The 23,614-nt window shown below is 64.5% G+C and carries 19 protein-coding genes; 15 read left to right on the top strand and 4 right to left on the bottom strand.

All coding sequences use genetic code 11. The features are described 5' to 3' along the window. Window positions 1-306 carry a lipoprotein gene (locus MMB74_RS19705; protein WP_277430353.1) on the bottom strand — a complete coding sequence of 102 codons (306 nt, stop codon included), beginning with the start codon at window positions 304-306 and terminating at the stop codon, window positions 1-3. Between the two features lie 53 nt (window positions 307-359). On the opposite strand from MMB74_RS19705, the gene cyaY reads away from it, so the two are divergent. After that, the gene (gene cyaY, locus MMB74_RS19700) at window positions 360-677 is read left to right on the top strand and encodes an iron donor protein CyaY (protein ID WP_277430352.1); all 318 of its coding nucleotides are present in this window, start codon (window positions 360-362) and stop codon (window positions 675-677) included. 149 nt (window positions 678-826) lie between these two features. Here cyaY and MMB74_RS19695 read toward each other — a convergent pair whose 3' ends face one another. Then, entirely contained in the window at window positions 827-3,289 is a 2,463-nt protein-coding gene (locus MMB74_RS19695; protein ID WP_277430351.1) for a penicillin-binding protein 1A, read from the bottom strand. A 227-nt stretch (window positions 3,290-3,516) separates the two neighbouring features. Between MMB74_RS19695 and pilM the strand changes: the two genes are divergently transcribed. The 12 genes from pilM to ugpQ all read left to right on the top strand — a co-directional run bounded on the left by pilM (window position 3,517) and on the right by ugpQ (window position 16,019). Beyond that, a complete protein-coding gene (gene pilM, locus MMB74_RS19690; protein WP_277430350.1) occupies window positions 3,517-4,521 on the top strand; it encodes a pilus assembly protein PilM in 1,005 nt (334 codons plus the stop codon). Further along, the gene (locus MMB74_RS19685) at window positions 4,518-5,183 is read left to right on the top strand and encodes a hypothetical protein (RefSeq protein WP_277430349.1); all 666 of its coding nucleotides are present in this window, start codon (window positions 4,518-4,520) and stop codon (window positions 5,181-5,183) included. Before pilM ends, MMB74_RS19685 begins: the two co-directional genes overlap by 4 nt. Beyond that, window positions 5,180-6,115: a hypothetical protein gene (locus tag MMB74_RS19680; protein WP_277430348.1), complete on the top strand. Its 936-nt coding sequence runs from the start codon at window positions 5,180-5,182 to the stop codon at window positions 6,113-6,115. Before MMB74_RS19685 ends, MMB74_RS19680 begins: the two co-directional genes overlap by 4 nt. After that, the gene (gene pilQ / locus MMB74_RS19675) at window positions 6,112-7,755 is read left to right on the top strand and encodes a type IV pilus secretin PilQ (protein ID WP_277430347.1); all 1,644 of its coding nucleotides are present in this window, start codon (window positions 6,112-6,114) and stop codon (window positions 7,753-7,755) included. Before MMB74_RS19680 ends, pilQ begins: the two co-directional genes overlap by 4 nt. A 107-nt stretch (window positions 7,756-7,862) precedes the next feature. Then, a complete protein-coding gene (locus MMB74_RS19670) occupies window positions 7,863-8,414 on the top strand; it encodes a shikimate kinase (protein WP_277430346.1) in 552 nt (183 codons plus the stop codon). Beyond that, window positions 8,411-9,487: a 3-dehydroquinate synthase gene (gene aroB, locus MMB74_RS19665; protein ID WP_277430345.1), complete on the top strand. Its 1,077-nt coding sequence runs from the start codon at window positions 8,411-8,413 to the stop codon at window positions 9,485-9,487. Before MMB74_RS19670 ends, aroB begins: the two co-directional genes overlap by 4 nt. A gap of 51 nt (window positions 9,488-9,538) precedes the next feature. Next, on the top strand, window positions 9,539-10,753 hold the full coding sequence (locus MMB74_RS19660; protein ID WP_277430344.1) for a deoxyguanosinetriphosphate triphosphohydrolase: 1,215 nt from the start codon (window positions 9,539-9,541) through the stop codon (window positions 10,751-10,753). 92 nt (window positions 10,754-10,845) lie between these two features. Beyond that, complete coding sequence (ugpB, locus tag MMB74_RS19655) at window positions 10,846-12,174, top strand: sn-glycerol-3-phosphate ABC transporter substrate-binding protein UgpB (protein ID WP_277430343.1); 1,329 nt, start codon at window positions 10,846-10,848, stop codon at window positions 12,172-12,174. 175 nt (window positions 12,175-12,349) lie between these two features. Beyond that, entirely contained in the window at window positions 12,350-13,234 is an 885-nt protein-coding gene (gene ugpA, locus MMB74_RS19650; protein ID WP_277430342.1) for a sn-glycerol-3-phosphate ABC transporter permease UgpA, read from the top strand. Then, window positions 13,231-14,076, top strand: coding sequence for a sn-glycerol-3-phosphate ABC transporter permease UgpE (ugpE, locus tag MMB74_RS19645; RefSeq protein ID WP_277430341.1), 846 nt, complete (start codon window positions 13,231-13,233; stop codon window positions 14,074-14,076). The genes ugpA and ugpE overlap by 4 nt, the downstream gene beginning before the upstream one ends. A 20-nt stretch (window positions 14,077-14,096) precedes the next feature. Further along, a complete protein-coding gene (locus MMB74_RS19640) occupies window positions 14,097-15,182 on the top strand; it encodes a sn-glycerol-3-phosphate import ATP-binding protein UgpC (RefSeq protein WP_277430340.1) in 1,086 nt (361 codons plus the stop codon). Between the two features lie 60 nt (window positions 15,183-15,242). Further along, the gene (ugpQ, locus tag MMB74_RS19635; RefSeq protein WP_277430339.1) at window positions 15,243-16,019 is read left to right on the top strand and encodes a glycerophosphodiester phosphodiesterase; all 777 of its coding nucleotides are present in this window, start codon (window positions 15,243-15,245) and stop codon (window positions 16,017-16,019) included. 58 nt (window positions 16,020-16,077) lie between these two features. On the opposite strand, the gene MMB74_RS19630 is transcribed toward ugpQ, so the two are convergent. Together MMB74_RS19630 and MMB74_RS19625 are read right to left on the bottom strand one after the other, a co-directional pair. Then, window positions 16,078-16,455, bottom strand: a complete 378-nt coding sequence (locus MMB74_RS19630) for a DUF883 family protein (protein ID WP_277430338.1) — start codon at window positions 16,453-16,455, stop codon at window positions 16,078-16,080. Window positions 16,456-16,796: 341 nt separating this feature from the next. Then, on the bottom strand, window positions 16,797-17,519 hold the full coding sequence (locus MMB74_RS19625; protein ID WP_277430337.1) for an OmpW family outer membrane protein: 723 nt from the start codon (window positions 17,517-17,519) through the stop codon (window positions 16,797-16,799). 187 nt (window positions 17,520-17,706) lie between these two features. On the opposite strand from MMB74_RS19625, the gene MMB74_RS19620 reads away from it, so the two are divergent. Together MMB74_RS19620 and MMB74_RS19615 are read left to right on the top strand one after the other, a co-directional pair. After that, on the top strand, window positions 17,707-18,441 hold the full coding sequence (locus tag MMB74_RS19620; protein WP_277430336.1) for a transposase: 735 nt from the start codon (window positions 17,707-17,709) through the stop codon (window positions 18,439-18,441). Window positions 18,442-18,828: 387 nt separating this feature from the next. Continuing rightward, window positions 18,829-23,529: a glutamate synthase-related protein gene (locus tag MMB74_RS19615; protein WP_277430335.1), complete on the top strand. Its 4,701-nt coding sequence runs from the start codon at window positions 18,829-18,831 to the stop codon at window positions 23,527-23,529. The last annotated feature ends 85 nt before the right edge of the window (window positions 23,530-23,614 follow it).

The following is a 23,614-nucleotide window of genomic DNA, read 5'->3' as shown; positions in this document are numbered from 1 at the left end:
TTATTGATCGGGTGCTGGGCTCGACGCCGCACCGGCGTCAGGCGTGGGGTGTTGGGCGTTCGGCGCAGTGCCGAGCGCATCGGCCGGCTCCAAGGTGAGCGGCGCACGCGCTTGCGCGCCCGATGTCGCTTGCGAGCCGCTATCCGAATCTTGCGCGGATGGCCCGGTGTGAAGCACCGGTTTTTCAGGCAGCGGCGGGACGGACGGCAGATAAAGCGGCCCGCGTTGTCCGCAGGCGGTTAGCGCCGCGCTTGTCGCAACGGCCAAAGCCGCTACAATCGCGCTCATCCTGAAAACGACTCGCATGACTGCCTCTAGGACCTAAAGAGCTGTGATGTGTTTAACCGGCGGAGTTTAGCATGACCGACAGCGACTACCTTGGCCGAGCGGAAGCCGTTCTCACGCGAATCGAGCAAGCTGCCGACGACAGCGACGCCGATATCGAGATCGAGCGTAGCGGCAATGTGTTGACCCTCGAATTCGAGAACGGTTCGAAGATCATCGTCAACCTGCAACCGCCGATGCAGGAGATCTGGATCGCAGCCAAAGCAGGCGGTTTTCACTTCAAGTTCGTCGACGGACAGTGGCTGGATACGCGTAATGGCCGCGAGTTCTTCGAGTCTCTGTCCGATTACGCCACGCAGCAAGCTGGCGAGCGCGTCCAATTCCCGGCGTAAGGCGCGACGCGTCTTCCGAGTTCGTTCTCGGTTCGATCGCGGGTTGTAGCGGCGCTGGCTAGTGCGCTCGGCGTTCGCGGCAGCGGCAGCGCCAGCGCCAGCGATCCATCGACAACCATCCACCGACAGCGGCTGACATCGGTGGTGGATCACTGCACCATAACCGGTGGCGCCGTAGGCTGCGGCATGCCCCTCGCTTCGTTGGCTGCGTTCGTCGGCGGGGCCGCTGCGCGATTCCCGGTTTCCACGCCGCCGTCCGCGGCGCTCGTCTCCGCGTGCACGGCCGCTTCGGCGATGCCGACCGTATGGACGAAGCCACGTCCTGGCAGGAACGAGTCGAAGTACAGTTCGCCCTCGATTGGCATGACGTCGGCGGGCATCGGCATTTCATACTCCGGCACGCCTTTGAGCACTTGCCGCATGTAGTCCATCCAAACCGGCAGCGCGAGGCCGCCCCCCGTCTCACGATCGCCCAGGCTGCGCGGCGAGTCGTAGCCGATCCAGGCGATGGCGGCCAGCGTGTGCTGATAGCCGGCGAACCAGGCGTCGCGAGAATCGTTTGTCGTGCCGGTCTTCCCGGCCAAATCCTTGCGTCCGAGTTGGTTCGACTTCGCCCCCGTTCCGCGTTGCGCGACGCTTTGCAGCAAGCTGTTCATCACGTAGTCGTTGCGCGCATCGATCGCTCGCGGCGCATTGTTCCCGGCGACGATCGGTTGCGCGCGCGCGAGCACGAGGCCGTCTTGATCGGTCACTTCCGAAATGAGATAGGGATTGACGCGATAGCCGCCATTGGCGAAGACCGAGTAAGCGCCGGCCATCTGCAGGGGCGTCACGAGGCCGGCGCCGAGCGCCATCGGTAGATAGGCCGGATGCTTGTCGGCGTCGAAGCCGAAGCGCGTCACGTACTGCTGCGCGTAATGGGTGCCGATGTGCGCAAGAATCCGAATCGAGACGAGGTTGCGCGATTTTTCGAGCGCGGTGCGCATCGTCATGGGGCCGTCGAACCGGCCGCCATAGTTCTTCGGCTCCCAGGGATGACCGCCCGTTTCCGCCGCGCTGAAAAAGAGCGGCGCGTCGTTGATGATGGTTGCCGGGCCGAGGCCCTTCTCCAGCGATGCCGAGTAGATGAAGGGCTTGAAGCTGGAGCCCGGCTGGCGCCATGCCTGCGTCACGTGATTGAACTTGTTCTTGCTGAAATCGAAGCCTCCGACCAGTGAGCGAATCGCGCCGTCTTGCGGCACGATCGAGACGAACGCGCCTTCGACTTGCGGCAATTGCACGATCGACCAGGCGCCTGCGTCGTCTTTGACGAGGCGCACGATGGCCCCCGGCCGGATGCTGGCCACCGCCTGCGCGCGCGGCACGAGCGCAGCTGCCGCCAAGCGCAGGCCTTCGCCGCTGACCGTGGCCAGCGTGCCGTCGGACAGGACCGCTTGCACTTGATGCGTATCGGCGGCGGTCACGACACCCGCGACGATTTCGCCGTTGTCCGGATATTTTCCGAGGGCCGTGGAAATGGCGTTCGCGCGCGCGCCGGCAGCGGCGGGCAGCGCGACGTAACCCTCGGGGCCGCGATAGCCATGCCGCGCGTCGTAACTCATCAGCCCGTATCGCACCGCACGGTAGGCGGCGGCTTGATCGCCCGAATCGATCGTCGTGACGACGTTCAAGCCCCGCGTATAGGCTTCATCGTGGTATTGCGCGACCATCGCTTGACGGACCATTTCCGCGGCGTACTCCGCATGTACGCTGAACTGCTGCGCGGGCGCGCCCGCAAGCGCGAGCGGCTCGGCGATCGCAGCATCGTATTGCGCACGCGTGATGTCCTGCAGCGCGAGCATGCGCTGCAGGATGTATTGCTGACGTAGCTTTGCGCGCGCCGGGTTGACGACAGGGTTGTATGCCGAAGGCGCTTTGGGCAAGCCCGCCAGCATCGCCGCTTCCGCGAGCGTGATGTGCGCGATGTCCTTGCCGAAGTAGATGCGCGCTGCCGACGCGAAGCCATAGGCGCGCTGCCCGAGGTAGATCTGATTCATGTACACCTCGAGAATCTGATCCTTCGTCAACTCGCGCTCGATTTTGTACGCCAGCATCATCTCGTAAATCTTGCGCGTGTAGGTTTTCTCGCTCGACAGAAAGAAATTGCGTGCGACTTGCATCGTGATCGTGCTGGCGCCTTGCGTCGCGCGTCCGTTCGTCAACGCCGCGATGCCCGCGCGCACCACGCCGGCGATGTCGACTCCCCCATGATCGTAGAAGCGCGCATCTTCGATTGCGAGAACGGCTTGTTTCAAAAAGACGGGGACGTCCTCGATGCGCACCACGTCGCGCCGTTCTTCGCCGAATTCGCCGATTAGAACGTGATCGGCGGTATAGATGCGCAGCGGGACTTTCGGGCGATAGTCGGTCAGCGCGTCGAGCGAGGGCAGACGCGGCGTGGCGACGACGAGCCCATAGAGCAGGAGCAGCCCGGCGCAAGCGCCCATGGCCGCGACCATCCCCACGCAACAGAGGGCGAGCTTGACCATCCAACGCGTGCGGCGTTTGGGCGGCTTGGCGGGTTCGGGGGAACCTGAGGGCGATGGGGCGGCTGACGGCAGGGGGGAATCCATAGCGAAGCGAAGTGCAATGGCCGCGATTATAGCGGCGCGGCGGCGAGCTTTCGTTTGGCTTAACGGTCGATGCCGATGTGAAACGACGCGCCGCGTGCGCTGCCATCGCAACGTTGGCCGTTCGGTCGAATATCGGGGCGGCGGCGCAATTCGCACAATTTCGCTGCAGCACGCCGTTTTGGCCGCTCATGTCGACGGCCCGGCTGCTGCGGGGAAACGTCATGCTGATGAGAAACAAACTGTTGTCCGCCGCGCGCCGCTTTGGAGCCGGCATCGACGTGAGTCCGCGCGAGGTGCGGCTCGTCATCGTGAGCCGCAAGGGCCGGTCGAATCTGCCCGTTCGCGTAGAGTGGCTCGGTGCTGCGCCATTGAATCCGGGTGCGATGTCCGGGGCGCATCTGGTCGACCGTGCGGCCGTGGCCGCTGCGCTGTCGTCGCTGTGTGCGCGCTGGCCGCGCCGCCGTGCGCTGCGCGCGATGCCGTGTGCGATGGCCATACCGGGCGGCGCGACGGCCATCGCCACGTTCGAAATGCCCCCCGTCACACAAGCGCCGGATAGCCACGGTCGCGATTCGCAGGCAATCGACGAGATGGAGCCGATCCTGCTCGAACAAGCCGAGCGCTTGTGCGGTCTCGAGCGGGACGCCTTGTCGATCGATTGGTGGGCCGCCGACTGCGCCGCCGTTCCCGGGGCGGCAAGCGCGGGCAATGTCTCGCGCGTGGCGCTCGCCGCGGCGCCCCGGGGGCATTTGGAGGCGCGTGTCGAAGCCGCCGCCGCGGCCGGCATCGCGTTGGCCGCGATCGATGGCGAACCGCTCGCCGCCTTACGCGCGCTGGCTTATGCGGCCGAGCATTCGCTGCGCCGCGCCGATCGATACGCTGCGATCTGGGCCGGTAGCGACGGGGTGTACGGCTGGCGCGTCGCAGAAGGCGCCGTCCAGGCAAGCATTCGCTTTCCTATCGGCGAACATGCGGATCTCGATGCGGCTCTCGGATCGCTCGCCTCGGGCGCTGGGCTCGATCGCGCGGTGATCGGCGGCGACGTGAATGTGCTCGAACGTCTGGGACTCGCGATGGCCGACATCGGCGAGCGCCTAGGCTGTGCGACCGAGCCGTTCGACTGCGCGCCGTTTTGTTTCGATGGCGGCCGCTTTACCCCGCGCGCCGATGCGAAGCAAGGTGCGCGTTTTGCCGTCGCGTTCGGCTTGGCGTTGCGCGGGGTGTTCGAATGAGCGTAGCCGCAACGCAATGTCTGAACGAAGGGGCCGCGCCATGCGCGTCCGGCTTCAACTTGCTGCCGCATCGCATTCGAGCCGCGCGCTCGCTGCGCCGCCGCGGCCTGTGCGAAGGCGCGGCGGCAGTCTTGGCGGGTACGCTTGCGGCCTTCGGATGGGAGACGATGGGCGCCGCCGACGAGCGACGCATCCAACTTGCGCGCGAAGTGGCGCAACAGGCCCCGGCGTTGGCCGAGCTCGCGCGGCTCGAACGCGTGCAGGAAAGCGCGAGGGTCAATGCAGCGAAGGCCGCGGCACGCTCGCAACCGTACGTTGCGTTGATGTCGCTGTTGAATGCGTTGATGGCAGAGACGCATGCGGGCGTGACCGTCAACCGCCTGCAACTGAGCGATGAAGACGTTCAGCTGCAGTTGCATGCATCCGACAGCGCAGTAGGCACCGCTTGGACCGAGCGATTGGCTCGCTTGCCCGGCGCGAAATCGGCCGAAATGGTGGACTTCAAGCTGATGGCAACGCCCGCTGGCGGTGAGGCGCAGCGAGCCGTCGAAGCGGTGGTGCGCGTTCGTTGGCGCGATGCGAAGCCGGCCTCGCCATTGCGGCGCAGTGCGCGTAGCGTGGAGGCCTCCGCCGATGGCGCCCGGGGCGGGAGGAATCGATGAAGCGGGCGTTGCTTTGTGCACTAGCTGGCATACGCCGGGTGTGCGTGCGTCTACCGGCGGCGCGACGCTCCACGCGCTGGGGCGGCGTGCTGCGCGCTCCGGCGCAACGACGGAGCGTCAAGCGCCGTCTGATGATTTGCACCGCGTTGGCGGCGGTCGCGTTCACGCTCGCCAGTTTCGCCGGTCGCACGTTTGACGCCGGGCGTGCGAGGGGCGCGGCCGCGATCGACGAGCTTGAACGGCAGCTGCGAGAGGGGCGGGTTCGGCTGGCGCGCATGCCGGAGCTGCGAGAGGCTTCGCTCGCGCAAGTCGGCGTGCCGTCGAACCGCTCGGCGGGCGGGGAGTTGCCCGCGTTGGCCGAACTTGCCGCCAAGACCGGCCTGACACTGCGCCTGCTGGAACCGTTATCGCAGGCCGGACCGGCGCGCGATGGCGGCGATCGCGCCGGGCGCGCCCTGCGAATCGAGGGCCGCTCGGATTTCGCCGGTCTATATGGCTTTTTGCAAGGGCTTCCGGCGCTGCCGGTCTTGGTGGTCCCGCAGACGTTGAGCATCAAGCGAGAACCGGGCGCGTTGGCGATCGCGGGAACGTTGTCCGTCTTCGACGTATCGCCGGCTCGCCCACGCGGGCAATATGCGCGAGCCGTTTCGGCGGGGACGGGCGGCGGCAAGCGGCAGCCCCTGGCCGATCCGTTCGGCGCAGCGCAAGCGGATTCGGTGTCGGCCCTGGCCGGGGCGCGTCTAGTCGGATTCGTACAGGATGGTCGGCGCTCGCTGGCGCTGCTCGAGGGCGCCAGCGGAACGCAGGCTGCGGTAGTGGGGCCGGGGCAATCCCTCGGGGCCGAGCGGGTGGTCGGCATCGACAGCCGTGGCGTGACCTTGGCGAGCCGGCACGGGGCGCGCCGCATTTCGCTGCAGGACGATCACCGATGAACTCGCCTACGCGTGGACGAGGCGCTTCGATGCGCGGGCTATGGTTGGCCTTCGCTATCGCGCTGTTCGTTTCGGCAAGCCCTGCCGCAGAGCGTGTGGCCTCGTTGCCGCCGTTGCCGGCCGAACTGCTCGCGGAGGGCGCCCGAGAGCACGCGGTCTCGGCATGGCCCAGCGTCGGCGAACCGCCGCTCGCGGGGGAGCAGGCCGAAGCCCCCGACGACGGATCCGGCGAAACGCATTCCACGGCTGCCGGCGCGCCGAACGCCCCAGCGACGCTGCCGGCGCCGAGCGGCGCGGGCGAATCGCTCCCGAGCGGCCCGCCCGTGCCCGCGCTCGAAGGACCGCCGGTGCCGCTCGCCCCGGCGGCGCGAATGAGCGATGGGTCTGCGCTTGCAGCCGCGGCGGCGGGCAACGCGCAGGACGAGCGGCCGGTCACGATGCGATTCAAGAACGCCGAGCTTGCAGACGTGTTGGATGCCTTCTCGCGCTTTACGGGCCTGAACATCGTGGCGAGCGAGCGGGTGCGCGGCCGGATATCGCTTAGTTTGAATGCGGTGCCTTGGCGAACCGCGTTCGACACGCTGCTCGATGCGCACGGCTTGGCGATGGCCCGGCGCGGCGACGTGATCTGGGTCGCGCCGCTCAGCGAATTGGCGGCGCGAGAACGCCAGCGCTTCGAAGCCCATGCGCGTGCGGCCGATCTCGAGCCCCTGGTGAGCCGCACGTTTGCGCTCAGCTATCCGCGCGCCGACGAAGTCGCGCGCTTGTTGACCGCGCCCGGCGCCCAGCGGGTGCTGTCCAAGCGCGGCGCTGCAATGGCCGATGCACGCACGAACCTGCTTTTCGTCACCGATCTGGCGGCGCGTCTCGCGCAAGTGGCCCAATTGATCGCCGCGATCGATCAGCCGAACCGCCAGGTGCTGATCGAAGCGCGTATCGTCGAAGGCGCGCAAGGGTTTTCACGCGAGCTGGGGGCTCGTTTGTCGATGCGATCCGCGCGCGGCGCTACCGACGCCGATGCCCCGTCCGTCGGGTTCGCGGGCGGGCCGCAGGGCGTCGTGCACGACGTATCGGCTCGCGCTATTGCCGGCTTCGAGGCCGCGACGGCCGGGCTTACGCTGTTCGCGGCCGGGGCGACGCGGCTCGTAACCGCGGAGCTATCCGCGCTCGAGGCGCAAGGGCGCGGGCGGATCGTGTCGAGCCCGCGCGTCGTGACGGCGGATCGGACGCGCGCGCTGGTCGAGCAGGGCACCGAGTTGCCTTACCAGGCCAAGGTCCGCAACGGCGTCTCGGGCGTGCAGTTTCGCCGCGCCAGCCTGAAGCTCGAGGTGGAGCCGCGGATCATGCCGGATGGGCGCGTCATCCTCGATCTCGATATCTCGAAAGATAGTGTCGGGAAACCGACGTCCGCCGGGCCTGCAATCGACACCAAGCACGTGCGCACGCGGGTGGAGGTGGAAGACGGGGGCACCGTCTCGATCGGCGGCATTTATGAGAGCCAGGATCGCGACGATGTGACGCGCGTGCCGCTGTTAGGCAAAATACCGCTGCTGGGCGCTCTGTTTCGCCACCGAGCGGTGCGTAAAGAGCGCAGCGAACTCGTCGTCTTCATCACGCCGCGCATTGTCGCAATCGATTGAGCGGCAAGCTTGGCCGGGCCAAGCGGGCGAGCTTGCGCACTCGACAAGCCGGCGGCTTTGCCAGTAAGCTGCGCCACGAACCATAGCCGAATTGAACAGAGGATACGTTGCAAGAGCGGGGCGCCAACACCAATATTTTTTTCGTGGGGCTCATGGGGGCGGGCAAGACCACCGTGGGGCGCGCCGTGGCGCGCCGGCTCGGTCGCCCGTTCTTCGATAGCGACCACGAAATCGAGGCCCGTACGGGCGCGCGCATTCCCGTTATTTTCGAACTGGAAGGCGAGGCCGGCTTTCGCGAGCGCGAATCGCAGGTCATCGCGGAATTGACGGCTCGCGAGGCCGTCGTTTTGGCGACGGGCGGGGGGGCGGTCCTGCGCCCTGAGAATCGGGCGTTGCTGCACGAGCGCGGGCTGGTCGTTTATCTTCGGGCCAATCCGCACGATTTGTGGCTGCGCACGCGCAAGGATAAGAACCGCCCGCTGCTGCAGACGGAAGATCCGAAGGCAAAGCTCGAGGCCTTGTACAGCGAGCGCGACCCGCTTTATCGCGAGTGCGCGCATTTCATCGTCGAAACCGGGCGGCCGTCGGTCAATGGGCTAGTCAATATGGTGCTCATGCAACTCGAAATGGCCGGCATTACCAAGCAGATACAGTCATGATTACCGTCAACGTCGATCTAGGCGAACGCTCTTACCCGATCCGTATCGGCGCCGATTTGATCGGCCGCACCGAATTATTCGCGCCACACATCGCCGGCGCATCGGTCACGATCGTCACGAACGAGACGGTCGAGCCGCTCTACGGCGAAGCGTTGCGCGCCGCGCTCGCCCCGCTCGGCAAGCAGGTCTCCACGGTCGTGCTGCCTGATGGCGAGGCGTTCAAGAATTGGGAAACCCTCAATCGCATCTTCGATGCGCTGCTGTCCGGGCAGGCCGACCGCAAAACTACGCTGATCGCACTCGGCGGCGGCGTGATCGGCGACATGACGGGTTTTGCCGCCGCCTGCTATATGCGCGGCGTGCCGTTCATCCAAGTGCCCACTACATTGCTGTCACAGGTGGATTCGTCGGTGGGCGGCAAGACCGGCATCAACCATCCGCTTGGCAAGAACATGATCGGTGCGTTCTACCAGCCGCAAGCGGTCATCGCGGATATCGGCGCGCTCGGATCGCTGCCCGAGCGGGAACTCGCCGCCGGCATAGCCGAGATCATCAAGACGGCCGCGATTGCCGACGCGCAATTTTTCGAATGGCTCGAGGCGAACATGGAGGCGCTCAATCGCCGCGAGCCGTCGGCGCTCGCGCATGCCGTCAAGCGGTCGTGCGAGCTGAAGGCGTCGGTCGTGGCGGCGGACGAGCGCGAGGGCGGGCTACGCGCAATTCTGAACTTCGGCCATACGTTCGGACATGCAATCGAAGCGGGGCTGGGCTACGGCCAATGGCTGCACGGAGAGGCCGTCGGTTGCGGCATGGTGATGGCGGCCGACCTTTCCGTGCGTACCGGCTATCTCGACGAAGCGGTGCGCCAGCGGCTCGTCGAGCTCATCACGGCGGCCCGTCTGCCGGTTCATGCGCCGGCGCTCGGCGATACGCGCTACATCGAACTGATGAAAGTCGACAAGAAGGCCGAAGCCGGGGCGGTGAAATTCGTTTTGTTGAAGCAGCTGGGCGAGACGGTGGTGACGAGCGTTCCTGGCGATGCATTGCGAGCGACGCTCGCTGCGTGCCTTTGAATCCAGCCAATGCGATGAGCGTGCGAGCAATCTGACGCGAAAGGGGACACGATGAGTGAGAGGGCCGACTCGACGCAGCGCAGCGCGATCAGCCGCGAGCCGAACGCGGGCGCGATCGTCAGCCCGCCGACGGCAGAGATGCTGGAGGCTCACCTCGCACCGTACGCCGCGCATTCGGCGCGCTCGCGCGGCCGCCGTTTCCCCGAGGCCCCGCCGTCGGCGCGCACGGAGTTTCAGCGCGATCGAGATCGCATCGTGCATTCCACGGCGTTCCGGCGCCTCGAATACAAGACCCAAGTTTTCGTCAATCACGAAGGCGACCTGTTCCGCACGCGGCTCACGCACAGTTTGGAGGTGGCGCAGATCGCGCGGTCGGTCGCCCGCAATCTGCGCGTGAACGAGGATCTCGTAGAAGCCATTTCGCTTGCGCACGATCTCGGACACACCCCGTTCGGTCATGCCGGGCAAGACGCGCTGAATGAATGCATGCGCGAACATGGTGGCTTCGAACACAATCTGCAAAGCCTGGCCGTCGTCGATGAGCTAGAAGAGCACTATGGCGGCTTCAACGGGCTCAATCTCTGTTTCGAAACGCGCGAAGGCATTTTGAAACATTGCTCCCGCGAAAACGCGTTGAAGCTGGGCGAGCTCGGCGAGCGTTTCTTGACCGGAAAGCGTCCCTCCCTCGAAGCGCAAATTGCCAACATCGCCGACGAAATCGCCTATAACAATCACGATGTCGACGACGGTTTGCGTTCCGGTCTGCTGACGATCGATCAACTGGCGCAGGTCGAGCTCTGGCAGACCCATTTCGATGAGGCCAAGCGAGAGCATCCGCAGCTCGATGGGCGCCGCCTGGTGCATGAGACCGTGCGCCGGATGATCAATACGCTCATCGTCGATCTCATCGAAACGACGCGGCGCAATCTTGCCGAGTGTGCGCCGCGGTCGCTCGAAGCGGTTCGGACGGCGCCCGCGCTCGTCACGCACAGCGGCGCGGTGGCGGCGCAGGCGGCCGCGCTCAAACGCTTCCTGTTCAAGAACTTGTATCGGCATTACCGCGTCATGCGCATGGCGAGCAAGGCGCGGCGCGTCATCGGTGGGCTGTTCGAGGCGTTCAGCGAGGATCCGCGTTTATTGCCGCCGGCGTATTTGGCGGAGGTCGAGGCGGCGCAACCGCGTCTCATCGCGCATTACATTGCCGGCATGACGGACCGGTACGCGTTGAAAGAGTATCAACGTCTATTTGTCATCAACGATAACTAAGCTATTGCCCCGGCAGTGCGCACGGCGTTCTGCCGGGGCGATGTGGTGCAGTGCTGCGCGTCGCTCGGTGAATGTCTACTTAGGAGAACTAAATGAACGGTTGCAAGCCACTGGTTCGTTCGCTGGTGCTCGGGGGTGCGTTGCTCGTGGGCGCAAGTCAAGCCGCATGGGCCGCGACGGAGATCCAATTTTGGCACGCGATGGAAGCCGCGCTCGGCGAGCGCGTGAACGACATCGCCAGCGATTTCAATCGATCGCAAAGCGACTACAAGATCGTGCCCGTGTTCAAAGGTACGTACGATCAGACGCTTGCAGCGGGCATTGCAGCCTACCGCAGCGGTAACGCACCGGCTATCCTGCAAGTCTATGAGGTTGGCACCGCCACCATGATGGCCGCTAAGAAGGCCGTCGTGCCCGTCACCGAAGTATTCAAGCAAGCCGGCACGCCCCTCGATCAAAAGGCCTTCGTGCCCACGATCGCGAGCTACTACAGCGACGCCAAGACGGACGAACTCGTATCGATGCCGTTCAATAGCTCGACGCCGGTGCTCTACTACAACAAGGAAGCGTTCAAGAAGGCCGGGCTCGATCCGAATCGGCCGCCCAAGACCTGGGACGACGTGCGCGTTTACGCGGAAAAATTGAAGGCATCGGGCATGAGTTGCGGTTTCACGACCGGCTGGCAAGGTTGGATCCAACTCGAGAATTACAGCGCTTGGCATGGCCTGCCGTTTGCGTCGGAGAACAACGGTTTCGATGGGCTCGATGCCAAGCTGGAGTTCAACAAGCCCCAGCAAGTCGCCCATATCAAGTTTCTGCAAGACATGGCCAAGCAGGGCACCTTCACCTACGTGGGCCGCAAGGACGAAGCGGTATCGAAGTTCTATAGCGGCGATTGCGGCATTCTGACGAACTCGTCGGGCTCGCTCGCGACGATTCGCAAGTATGCGAAGTTCGACTTCGGCACGGGCATGATGCCGTACGACGCGAGCGTGAAGGGCGCGCCGCAAAATGCGATCATCGGCGGCGCCAGCCTTTGGGTGCTCGCCGGCAAGGATCCGAACGTGTACAAAGGGGTCGCCAAGTTCCTCGCTTATCTGTCCTCGCCCGCCGTGGCGGCCAAGTGGCATGAGGATACCGGCTACTTGCCCGTCACGACGGCCGCTTACGATCTTGCGCGCAGCCAGGGCTTCTACGACAAGAATCCCGGGGCCGACACGGCGATCAAGCAAATGCTGAACAAACCGCCCCTGCCCTACACGAAGGGGCTGCGCTTGGGCAACATGCCGCAGATTCGCACGGTCGTCGACGAGGAACTCGAGCAAGTTTGGGCGCAGAAGAAGACGCCGCAAGCAGCGCTCGATTCGGCCGTCAATCGCGGCAATGAATTGCTGCGGCGCTTCCAGCAATCGGCGCACTAAAGCAAGCGGTGCGCAAAGCCCCCTTCGCTGCGGCGTCGCTGCAGCGAAGGGGCCGGGGCTCGAGCGCCCTCGCAGTGGGCGAGCGGCTCGCCTCGCACCACGACCCGCTGCGTCGCCGTTGTTCGTTGGGCCTTCGCTCAGCGGCGGCGCGGCATAATCGATCGAATCGTCATTCATGCACGAACGTTCCCGTTTCGCCGCGAGCGCGCTGCCGTACTTGTTGATCGCGCCGCAACTGATCATCACCGGCCTCTTTTTTCTCTGGCCGGCCGGTGTTGCGCTGTGGCAATCGACGCAAACCCAGGATGCCTTCGGCACGTCGAGCGAGTTCGTCGGGCTGGCGAACTTCGCGCATCTGTTTGCCGATCCGCTCTATCTCGATTCCTTCAAGACGACGTTGATTTTCAGCGCGCTCGTGACCGGGTCGGGCCTGATCGTTTCCTTGCTGCTCGCCGCATGCGCGGATCGCGTCACGCGCGGCGCCAAGCTCTACCGCACGCTGCTGATATGGCCTTATGCGGTGGCGCCGGCCATTGCCGCGGTGCTCTGGGCGTTCTTGTTCAATCCGAGCATCGGGCTCGTCACCTACGCGCTCGCCAAAGGCGGCATCGTCTGGAACCACGCGCTGAACGGCACGCAAGCGATGACGCTCGTGGTCCTTGCATCGGTCTGGAAGCAAGTGAGCTACAACTTTTTGTTCTTCTATGCCGGCTTGCAGGCCATCCCGCGTTCCTTGATCGAAGCGGCGGCGATCGACGGCGCGGGGCCGGTGCGGCGCTTCGTTGGAATCGCGCTGCCGCTTTTGTCTCCCACCACGTTCTTTCTGTTCGTCGTCAATGTGGTGTACGCATTCTTCGATACCTTCCCGGTGATCGATGCGGCGACGGGCGGCGGTCCCGCACAGGCGACGAAGACGTTGATCTACAAGATCTTCGCCGAAGGCTTCCAGGGTCTCGACATCGGTAGTTCCGGTGCGCAGTCTGTCGTGCTGATGGCGATCGTCGTGGCGTTGACGGTAGTGCAATTTCGTTTCATCGAACGCAAGGTGCAATACGCATGATCGAGAATCGCAAGGGCTTCGATCTGTTCTGCCATGCCGTTTTGATCGTCGGCATCGCGCTCGTCGCGTTTCCCGTCTACGTGGCCTTTTGCGCGGCCACCATGAACGAGCATCAAGTGTTCACGGTGCCGCTCTCGCTCGTGCCGAGCACGCATCTATTCGAAAACATCGCCAACGTCTGGTCGCACGGCAGCGGCAACGCCGCGAGTCCATTCGGGCGCATGCTGCTCAATAGCTTCGTCATGGCGCTCGCAATCGCGCTCGGCAAGATCGCGGTATCGATCATCTCCGCGTACGCGATCGTTTTCTTCCGCTTTCCGCTGCGTAACACGGCGTTTTGGCTGATCTTCGTCACGTTGATGCTACCCGTGGAAGTGCGGATATTTCCAACGGTGCAGGTGGTTTCGTCGATGCATTTGACGAATACCTATGCCGGCCTGACATTGCCGCTGATCGCTTCGGCCACGGCGACGTTCCTGTTCCGCCAATTCTTTCTCACGCTGCCCGACGAGTTGATGGATGCCGCCCGCATCGACGGTGCGGGCCCGCTGCGCTTTTTCTACGACGTCGTGCTGCCGTTGTCGAAAACGAACATTGCGGCGCTGTTCGTCATTACGTTCATCTACGGGTGGAATCAATACCTGTGGCCGATTCTGATCACCAACGAGCAGTCGTTGACGACCGCCGTCGTCGGCATCAAGACGATGATCGCTAGCGGCGATACGGCCACCGAATGGCACCTCGTCATGGCCGCGACGCTGCTGGCGATGTTGCCGCCGCTCGTCGTGGTCGTCGCGATGCAGCGGTGGTTCGTGCGCGGCCTCGTCGATGCGGAAAAATAATCGAAAGGAAACCACTGAGTATGGCTGGCTTGACACTGAAGCGCGTGCGTAAGACGTACGACGGCAAGCAGTTCGTTCTACACGGCATCGACGTCGAGGTGGCCGACGGCGAGTTCGTCGTGCTGGTCGGCCCGTCGGGTTGCGGAAAATCCACGCTGTTGAGAATGGTGGCGGGGTTGGAGAGCGTTTCCGAAGGCGAGATCGTCATCGGCGAGCGCGTCGTGAACCGGCTCGAGCCGAAAGATCGCGACATTGCGATGGTGTTTCAGAATTACGCGCTCTACCCGCATATGAGCGTGAAAGAAAACATGTCTTACGGGCTCAAGATTCGTGGGCTCGGCCGGCAGACGATCGACGAGCGTGTCGCCGCCGCCGCAAAGATCCTCGAGCTCGAGCCGCTGCTCGCGCGCAAGCCGCGCGAGCTGTCGGGCGGCCAGCGGCAACGCGTGGCGATGGGCCGTGCGATCGTGCGCGAGCCCGCGGTGTTCTTGTTCGACGAGCCTCTGTCCAATCTCGATGCGAAGCTGCGGGTGCAAATGCGCCTGGAAATCCAGCGCCTGCACGCTCGGCTGGCCACGACGAGCGTGTACGTGACGCATGACCAAATCGAGGCGATGACGCTCGCGCAGCGCGTGATCGTGATGAACCGCGGTCACGCCGAGCAAATCGGCGCGCCGACGCAAGTGTACGAGCGCCCGGCCACCGTCTTCGTCGCGAGCTTCATCGGTTCGCCTGCCATGAATTTGCTGCCGGGCAAGCTGAGCGAGGACGGGGCGCAGTTCGAGGTATCCGGCGGCGGCCCCATCCTGCCCGTCGCCGGCGCGCAGGGCGTCGGGCGCGAAATCGCGGGCGGGCGCGAATGGATTCTCGGCATTCGTCCCGAGCATATGACGCCGCGAGCGGGCTGCAGTCAAGCGCCGCTCGTCGTCGACTCGTGTGAACTGCTGGGCGCCGATAACCTGGCGCACGGCTGTTGGGGCGCGCATGACGTCACCGTGCGCCTGGCGCATGCGAACCGGCCGCAGCGCGGCGAGTGCGTGCCGGCCGCGTTACCGGTAGAGCATCTGCACTTCTTCGATCCGGCATCGGGCAAACGTGCCGGCTAAATTCTCGGCCGCATGCGGGCCGACGCCTGCGGGCAGCCGTTTTGGAAAGGAGAATCGACGATGACGGTGACCTCTGCCACCTCCGCGCGTGCGGTCCCGGTATGGCCATACCCGCGCCTCGTCGCGCATCGCGGCGGCGGGGCTCTTGCCCCTGAGAACACGCTGGCCGCGATCGACACGGGCGCGCGGCTCGGCTTGAAGATGATCGAGTTCGACGCGAAGTTGTCGGCCGACGGCGTTGTTTTTCTGTTACACGACGACACCTTGGAGAGGACCTCGAACGGTCGCGGCCCGGCTGCGCGCAAGCGTTACGCCGAATTGGCCGCACTGGATGCCGGTAGTTGGTTCGATGCGCGCTTTCGCGACGAGCGCATGCCGACGCTTGCGCAAGTGCATGAGCGGTGCGCAACCCTCGGTTTGGCCGCCAACATCGAGATCAAACCCAGTCCGGGGTGCGAGGTGGAAACGGGCCGGCTCGTCGCCGATGAAGCGGCCCGGTTGTGGCGCGGCGCCGAAGTTGCGCCGCTGCTGTCGTCGTTTTCGCACGAGGCGCTTGCAGCGGCGCGGGACGCACAGCCCGATCTGCCTCGCGGCTTGCTGTTCGGCGCCGTGCCCGCAGATTGGCGTGCGCGCACCCAGGCGCTCGCCTGCCTTTCATTGCATGCGGATCATCGCAAGCTCGATGTGCGCTTGGTCGCGGAAATCAAAGCGGCGGGCCTGTTCATCCTCGCTTATACGGTCAACGCTCCCGAGCGTGCACGCATGCTGGCGCAATGGGGCGTCGACGCGATCTGCACCGATCGCATCGATCTGATGGGCGCCGCCTTTCTCGATTAGCTGCGCGCAGCGAGACTGCGTTCCGTGCTTTGTGCGCGAACCCGCGAAAGACGTTCGATCAGCGGTTTCGAGCGAGCAGCCATCCGGTCAACAGGGCAATCCCGCCGACGACGGCCATCGTCTCCCAAGGATTTTCGCGAATGTAGCCCTGCGCATCGCTAAGGGTGGCGGCGGCGCGGTCGCGAATCGATTCGCGGGCGCCGTCCAGGCGGGCGCGCGCGACATCCAAGCGCTTTCTCATCTGGTCGCGCAAGACGGCGGCGTCGGCTTGCGTGCCATCGGCGAGCGTTTGTTCGAGCTCCGAGAGCAGTTCGCGCATTTCGCTGCCGATATCCTCGGCGGCGTGGCGGCTGTGGCGAGCGATGCGGCGCGCGTGGCGGCCGGCGGTGCTCCACGAGGTTTCGAGCGCGTCTCGCGTGTTCGGTAGTGCGGTCATGGTCGCTCCGTCAACGATGTATAACGGGAAGAACGAACCCGCGGATCCGATGCGGGGAGGAACCCTATCGTCGCAACTTCGATGCCAGTCCACGGCGGCGCGCCGGTGGGTACGATGGAGTATGCCGACGCTGACGCGCGCTTGCAACGGACGGCGTCTGGCCCGAGCGGGCGTGCACAGGCGGGCATGAAGCGAGCTTGCCCTAGGTCCCCGCCGAGGGGGCGGATGTAACTCGGCCCCGCGTAGAAACGTTATCGGTGCGACTTCTCGACGGTCGAAATTACAACGCCGCCCCATGAGGGCGGCGACGTATAGGCACGCGTCGAATTTCGACCTAGGCTTTAGAAGGCGTAGCCGACCTTGGCGTAGGTGACGATCGGGTTGAGCCTGATCTTTGCTTGGGATTGAACTGTCAAGCCGAACGGCCCGACGTTCGTCGAGGTCAAATTGGCGGTCACGCTCACCGGGATGTACGAAATCGACAGGCCGGCAAACCAATGCTTATTGAACGAATAGTTGAAGCCCGCATTGAAGACAGGGGCCCAGGAACGATCCGTCGAGACGGAGGTCGGACCGTGCAAGACATTTTGCTCGAAGGCGCCGCTCGTGATTTGCGCGTTGGTGAACCAGACGCGGGTCACGCCGAGGCCGATGTACGGGCGGAACTTGTCCGTCGGGCTCATGAAGTTCCACTTGAACAGCAGCGCGGGGGACCAGAGCCTGGCGCTGCCGATCTTGCCGAATTGACCGAGCTGGCCGCTACCGTTGATGTCGAACTTCGGCGGAATTCCGAGTTCCAACTCCGTGGAGATGTGGTCGGTGACGAAGTAGCCGGCGCTGAAGCCGAGCGTGTCGGAACTGTCGATGCGAGCGCCCGTGTTGGGCTGGTATGCATTCAGGGTCGTGCCGCCGATGCTAAGTACTTCGAGCGGATCGCTGCCGCTCTGAGGTGCGAAGTGGAACCACCCCGACGCCACGTAAAAGGTCCCGGCCGTTTGGGCATGCGCCGCTTGTGCGCAAGCGAGCGCCGCCACGGCCGCTGTGATGGCCTGTTTTAATTTCATCTATGTGCTCCTCCATGAAAGGCCCGACTATTATGAGTAGAAGGTTTGAAACAAACCAAGCGCGCACGCTAGAGCATTCTCCCTAAGCGTGGCGTGTGTTCACGAAAAACCACGTGTGTCTTCGTCAACGCTCGAAGCGACGCATCGTCCCTTGGGGTAATCACCAACACACTATACGGAATCCAGCATGGCACGGCTCGCACGTCTTTACGTCCCAAAACAGCCGCAGCACGTCATCCTGCGCGGACTCGATCAGCAGCCCGCCTTTGTCGACGAGCAGGATTACGAGTTATTCGTCGATTGCTTGAAGGCCGCCTCGCGCGACCATCATCTCGACATCCACGCCTATGTCCTCATGCCCGGCGCGGTGCAACTGCTCGTCACGCCAAGTGACGAGACGAGCTTGCCCAAGGCCATGCAAGCCGTGGGCCGCCGCTACGTCGCGCACTTCAATCGCCGCTATGCCCGGCGCGGCACCCTCTGGGAGGGGCGCTACCGAGCGACGGTGATCGAGGGCGAGCGCTACTTCCTGCTCGCGAGCCGCGTGATCGAGCTTTGTCCCGTACGGGCTCAGCTCGTGAGCGCGGCCGAAGACTATCGATGGTCGAGTTATCGGCATCACATCGGGCTCACCGTGGATAGCCTCGTGACCGATCACCCGCTGTATTGGTCGCTCGGCAACACGCCGTTCGAGCGCCAGCGGGCCTACAAGGAGTTGTGCGAGCAACCGCTCGACGAGCGCGAGGCCAACGAGCTTCAGCAGGCCACGCTCAAAGGCTGGGTGCTTGGCGGCGAGTCGTATCGCGAGTGGGCCGCGCGCGAGGCCAACCGGCGCGTCTCGCCGCTGCCGCGTGGCCGGCCCAGGAAGGTGCGAGAAACGTCGCAGACGCCGCAGAATCCTCAAACGCCGCATCAGCAATAGCGGGCTGCGGCGCGCTGCCCGGCAGGCACGGAACCGTGTGCGTCCGTGCCGCGCTGCGTCACGACCAACGGCTTGCAGATGAGAGCCATTTTTATTTGCCCCATTTCGATACGGCCCCAATAAACAAGCACCGAATCGATGCATCATATTTATTGGGGTCTGATCATCACGTTTTGTTTGCTATTCCATTGATTCGTCGCGTATATTCCGATTTCGGCGAGCGCCGCGGCCATAAGCCCAGCTTGCCGCCGCGGCGCCTCACACCCCGGTCATCCGCGACAAGTGCCGTGTTCCCCGCCAAGTGCCGCCACGGCTGGCGATTGGCGACGATCACTGCATTAACTCCCATGCGAACGGCCGCAAAGGCCTCTTAAGACGGTGTCCCCCATGAACGACCACCAACCGAGCCGCTCGGTACCCACCGCGCAAGGTCTGTACGACCCAAGCAACGAGCACGACGCCTGCGGCGTCGGCTTCGTCGCGCACATTAAGGGCCAGAAGGGCCACGAGATCATCCAGCAAGGGTTGAAGATTCTGGAGAATCTGGACCATCGGGGCGCGGTCGGCGCGGATCCGCTCATGGGCGACGGTGCGGGGATCCTGATTCAAATTCCCGATGCGTTCTATCGGGAAGAGATGGCGCGCCAAGGCGTGACGCTGCCGCCGGCCGGCGAGTACGGCGTCGGCATGATCTTTTTGCCGAAGGAGCACGCGTCGCGTCTGGCCTGCGAGCAGGAGCTCGAGCGCACGGTGAAGGCGGAAGGCCAGGTCGTGCTGGGATGGCGCGACGTGCCCGTCGATCACGCGATGCCGATCTCTCCGGCTGTGAAGGCGAGCGAGCCCGTCATCCGCCAGATCTTCATCGGCCGCGGGCGGGACATCATGGTGACCGACGCGCTCGAGCGCAAGCTCTACGTCATCCGCAAGACGGCGAGCCACCGCATTCAGGCGCTCAAGCTCAAGCACGGCAAGGAGTACTTCGTGCCGTCGATGTCGGCGCGCACCGTCGTGTACAAGGGGCTGCTGCTGGCGGGGCAGGTGGGCGTGTATTACCGCGACTTGCAAGACGAGCGTGTCGTCTCCGCGCTCGCCCTCGTGCATCAACGTTTCTCGACGAACACGTTCCCGGCTTGGGAACTGGCTCACCCGTACCGCATGATCGCGCACAACGGCGAGATCAACACGGTCAAGGGCAATGTCAACTGGCTCAACGCGCGCACGGGTGCGATCGCGAGCGCCGTGCTGGGCGACGATCTGCCCAAGCTCTGGCCGCTGATCTACCCGGGCCAGTCGGACACCGCTTCGTTCGACAACTGTCTCGAGCTGCTCGTGATGGCGGGCTATCCGCTCGTGCACGCGGTGATGATGATGATTCCCGAAGCGTGGGAGCAACACACGCTGATGGACGAAAACCGCCGCGCCTTCTACGAATACCATGCAGCGATGATGGAGCCGTGGGACGGTCCCGCCGCGATCGCCTTCACCGACGGGCGTCAGATCGGCGCGACGCTCGACCGTAACGGCCTGCGTCCGGCGCGCTACATCATCACCGAGGACGACCTCGTCATCATGGCCTCCGAATCGGGCGTGCTGCCGATCCCCGAATCGAAGATCGTCAAGAAGTGGCGCTTGCAACCGGGCAAGATGTTCCTCATCGACATGGAACACGGCCGCATCATCGGCGACAAGGAGCTCAAGGACAATTTGTCCAACGCCAAGCCCTACAAGAGCTGGATCGACGCGGTGCGCATCAAGCTCGACGAGATCGAGCCCAACGCCGAGGACGTCGCGACCGAGCGCCGCGAGGCGGCCGCGCTGCTCGACCGCCAGCAAGCCTTCGGCTACACGCAGGAAGATCTGAAGTTCCTGATGGCGCCGATGGCACAGCAGGGCGAGGAGGCGATCGGCTCGATGGGCAACGACTCGCCGCTCGCGGTCATGTCCAACAAGAACAAGACGCTCTATCACTATTTCAAGCAGTTGTTCGCGCAGGTCACGAACCCGCCGATCGATCCGATCCGCGAAAACATGGTGATGTCGCTCGTCTCGTTCGTCGGGCCGAAGCCGAACCTGCTCGATACGAACAACATCAACCCGCCGATGCGGCTCGAAGTGTCGCAGCCGGTGCTCGATTTCAAGGACATCGCCAAGATCCGCGCGATCGATCAATACACGGGTGGCAAGTTCAGTTCCTACGAGCTGAACATCTGCTATCCGGTTGCCTGGGGCAAGGAAGGCATCGAGGCGCGGCTCGCTTCGCTGTGCGCTGAAGCCGTCGATGCGGTGAAGTCGGGCTACAACATGCTGATCGTGTCCGATCGGCGCACCGATCGCGACAACGTGGCGATCCCCGCACTGCTCGCCACGGCCGCGATCCATACGCACTTGGTCTCGCAAGGGCTGCGCACGAGCACGGGCCTCGTCGTCGAGACCGGCTCGGCGCGCGAGGTGCATCACTTTGCGCTACTTGCCGGCTACGGTGCGGAAGCGGTCCATCCGTACCTCGCGATGGAGACGCTCGCGCAGTTGGCGCAAGGCATGAAGGGCGATCTCTCGCCTGAAAAAGCCGTCTACAACTTCACGAAGGCAGTCGGCAAGGGCCTGCAAAAGGTCATGTCGAAGATGGGCATTTCGACCTACATGTCGTACACGGGCGCGCAGATCTTCGAAGCGGTCGGCCTCGCGAGCGATTTGGTCGAGAAGTACTTCAAGGGCACGGCGTCCAAGGTCGGCGGCATCGGCTTGTTCGAGGTGGCCGAGGAAGCGATTCGCCTGCATCGCGAAGCGTTCGGCGAAAACCCCGTGCTCGCCAACATGCTCGATGCGGGCGGCGAGTACGCCTACCGCGTGCGCGGCGAAGACCACATGTGGACGCCCGATGCGATCGCGAAGTTGCAGCATTCCACGCGCAGTAATTCGTACCAGACGTACAAGGAATATGCGCATCTGATCAACGACCAGACGCGCCGCCATATGACGTTCCGCGGCTTGTTCGAGTTCAAGGTCGAACCGACGAAGGCGATCCCGCTCGACGAAGTGGAGCCCGCCAAGGAGATCGTCAAGCGCTTCGCGACGGGCGCCATGTCGCTCGGCTCGATCAGCACGGAGGCGCACGCCACGCTCGCGGTCGCGATGAACCGCATCGGCGGCAAATCGAATACGGGCGAAGGCGGCGAGGATGAAAACCGCTATCGCAACGAGTTGCGCGGCATTCCGATCAAGAAGGGCGATACGCTCGCCTCGGTCATCGGCCCTGAGGTCGTGCGCGACATCGCTTTGAAGGACGGCGATTCGCTGCGCTCGAAGATCAAGCAGGTCGCCTCGGGCCGCTTCGGCGTGACCGCCGAGTACCTGGCGTCGGCCGATCAGATCCAGATCAAAATGGCGCAGGGCGCGAAGCCGGGCGAAGGCGGTCAATTGCCGGGCCATAAGGTGTCCGAGTACATCGGCAAGCTGCGTTACTCTGTGCCGGGTGTGGGCCTGATCTCGCCGCCGCCGCACCACGACATCTATTCGATCGAGGACTTGGCGCAGCTTATCCACGACTTGAAGAACGTCAATCCCGCAGCGAGCATCTCGGTCAAGCTCGTCTCCGAAGTGGGCGTCGGCACGGTGGCGGCCGGGGTCGCCAAGGCCAAGGCCGATCACGTCGTGATCGCGGGCCACGACGGCGGCACGGGCGCTTCGCCCCTCTCGTCGATCAAGCACGCCGGCACGCCGTGGGAGCTCGGCCTGGCCGAAACCCAGCAAACGCTCGTGCTCAACCGTCTGCGCGGGCGCATCCGCGTGCAGGCCGACGGCCAGATGAAGACGGGCCGCGACGTCGCGATCGGCGCGCTGCTCGGCGCGGACGAATTCGGCTTCGCGACGGCTCCGCTCGTCGTCGAAGGCTGCATCATGATGCGCAAGTGCCATCTGAACACGTGCCCCGTCGGCGTGGCGACGCAAGATCCTGTGCTGCGAGCGAGGTTCCAGGGCCAGCCCGAGTACGTCGTCAACTACTTCTTCTTCGTCGCCGAGGAAGTGCGCGAGATCATGGCGCAGCTTGGCATCCGCAAGTTCGAGGACCTGATCGGCCGCGCGGATCTGCTCGATATGAAGAAGGGCATCGAGCATTGGAAGGCCAAGGGGCTCGACTTCTCGAACATCTTCTATCTGCCGAAGGTGCCGAGCGAGGTCGCACGCAAGCACGTCGAAGAGCAGGATCACGGCTTGTCCCGCGCGCTCGATCACACGCTGATCGAGAAGGCGCGCGCCGCGATCGAAAGCGGCGAGCATGTCTCGTTCATTCAGCCCGTGCGCAACGTCAATCGCAGCGTCGGCGCCATGCTCTCGGGCGTGATCGCGAAGAAGCACGGCCACGACGGATTGCCCGACGATGCGGTCCACATCCAGCTCAAGGGCACGGCGGGTCAGAGCTTCGGTGCGTTCCTCGCGCGCGGCGTCACGCTCGATCTCGTCGGCGACGGCAACGACTATGTCGGCAAGGGGCTCTCGGGCGGGCGCATCATCATTCGCCCAACGAACGACTTCCGCGGCAAGTCCGAAGAAAACATCATCTGCGGCAATACGGTGATGTACGGCGCGCTCGAAGGGGAAGCTTATCTGCGCGGCGTCGCGGGCGAGCGCTTCTGCGTGCGCAACTCGGGGGCGAGCGCAGTTGTCGAGGGCACGGGCGATCACGGTTGCGAGTACATGACGGGCGGCACGGTCGTCGTGCTCGGGGAGACCGGGCGCAACTTCGCGGCGGGCATGTCGGGCGGCATCGCGTTCGTCTACGATCCGGACGGCGCGTTCGCGGGCAAGTGCAACAAGGCGATGGTCGCGCTCGAGCCGGTGCTGCAGCAGGCCGAGCAGGAGCGCACGATCGACCGCAGCCTCTGGCATTTGGGCGAGACCGACGAAGCGGTGCTCAAGGGCCTCGTCGAGCGGCACTTCCAGTTCACCGGTTCGCCGCGCGCGAAGGCGCTGCTCGAGAACTGGGACGCGTCGCGCCGTCAGTTCGTCAAGGTCTTCCCGACCGAGTACAAGCGAGCGCTCGGCGAGCTGGCCGCCAAGAAAGCGGCCAAGGAGGCGATGGCTGCGTAAGCGGTCAACGCACGAGCGGCGCCGCGCTTTCCACCGAGCGCGCGCCGCGACCTGACCTCACCTGAGCGGCCGGCGCCCGCGGCTG

It is taken from the genome of Trinickia sp. Y13, from assembly GCF_029522115.1.
GTDB lineage: Bacteria > Pseudomonadota > Gammaproteobacteria > Burkholderiales > Burkholderiaceae > Trinickia.
This window is presented reverse-complemented; position numbering and strand designations above follow the sequence as displayed.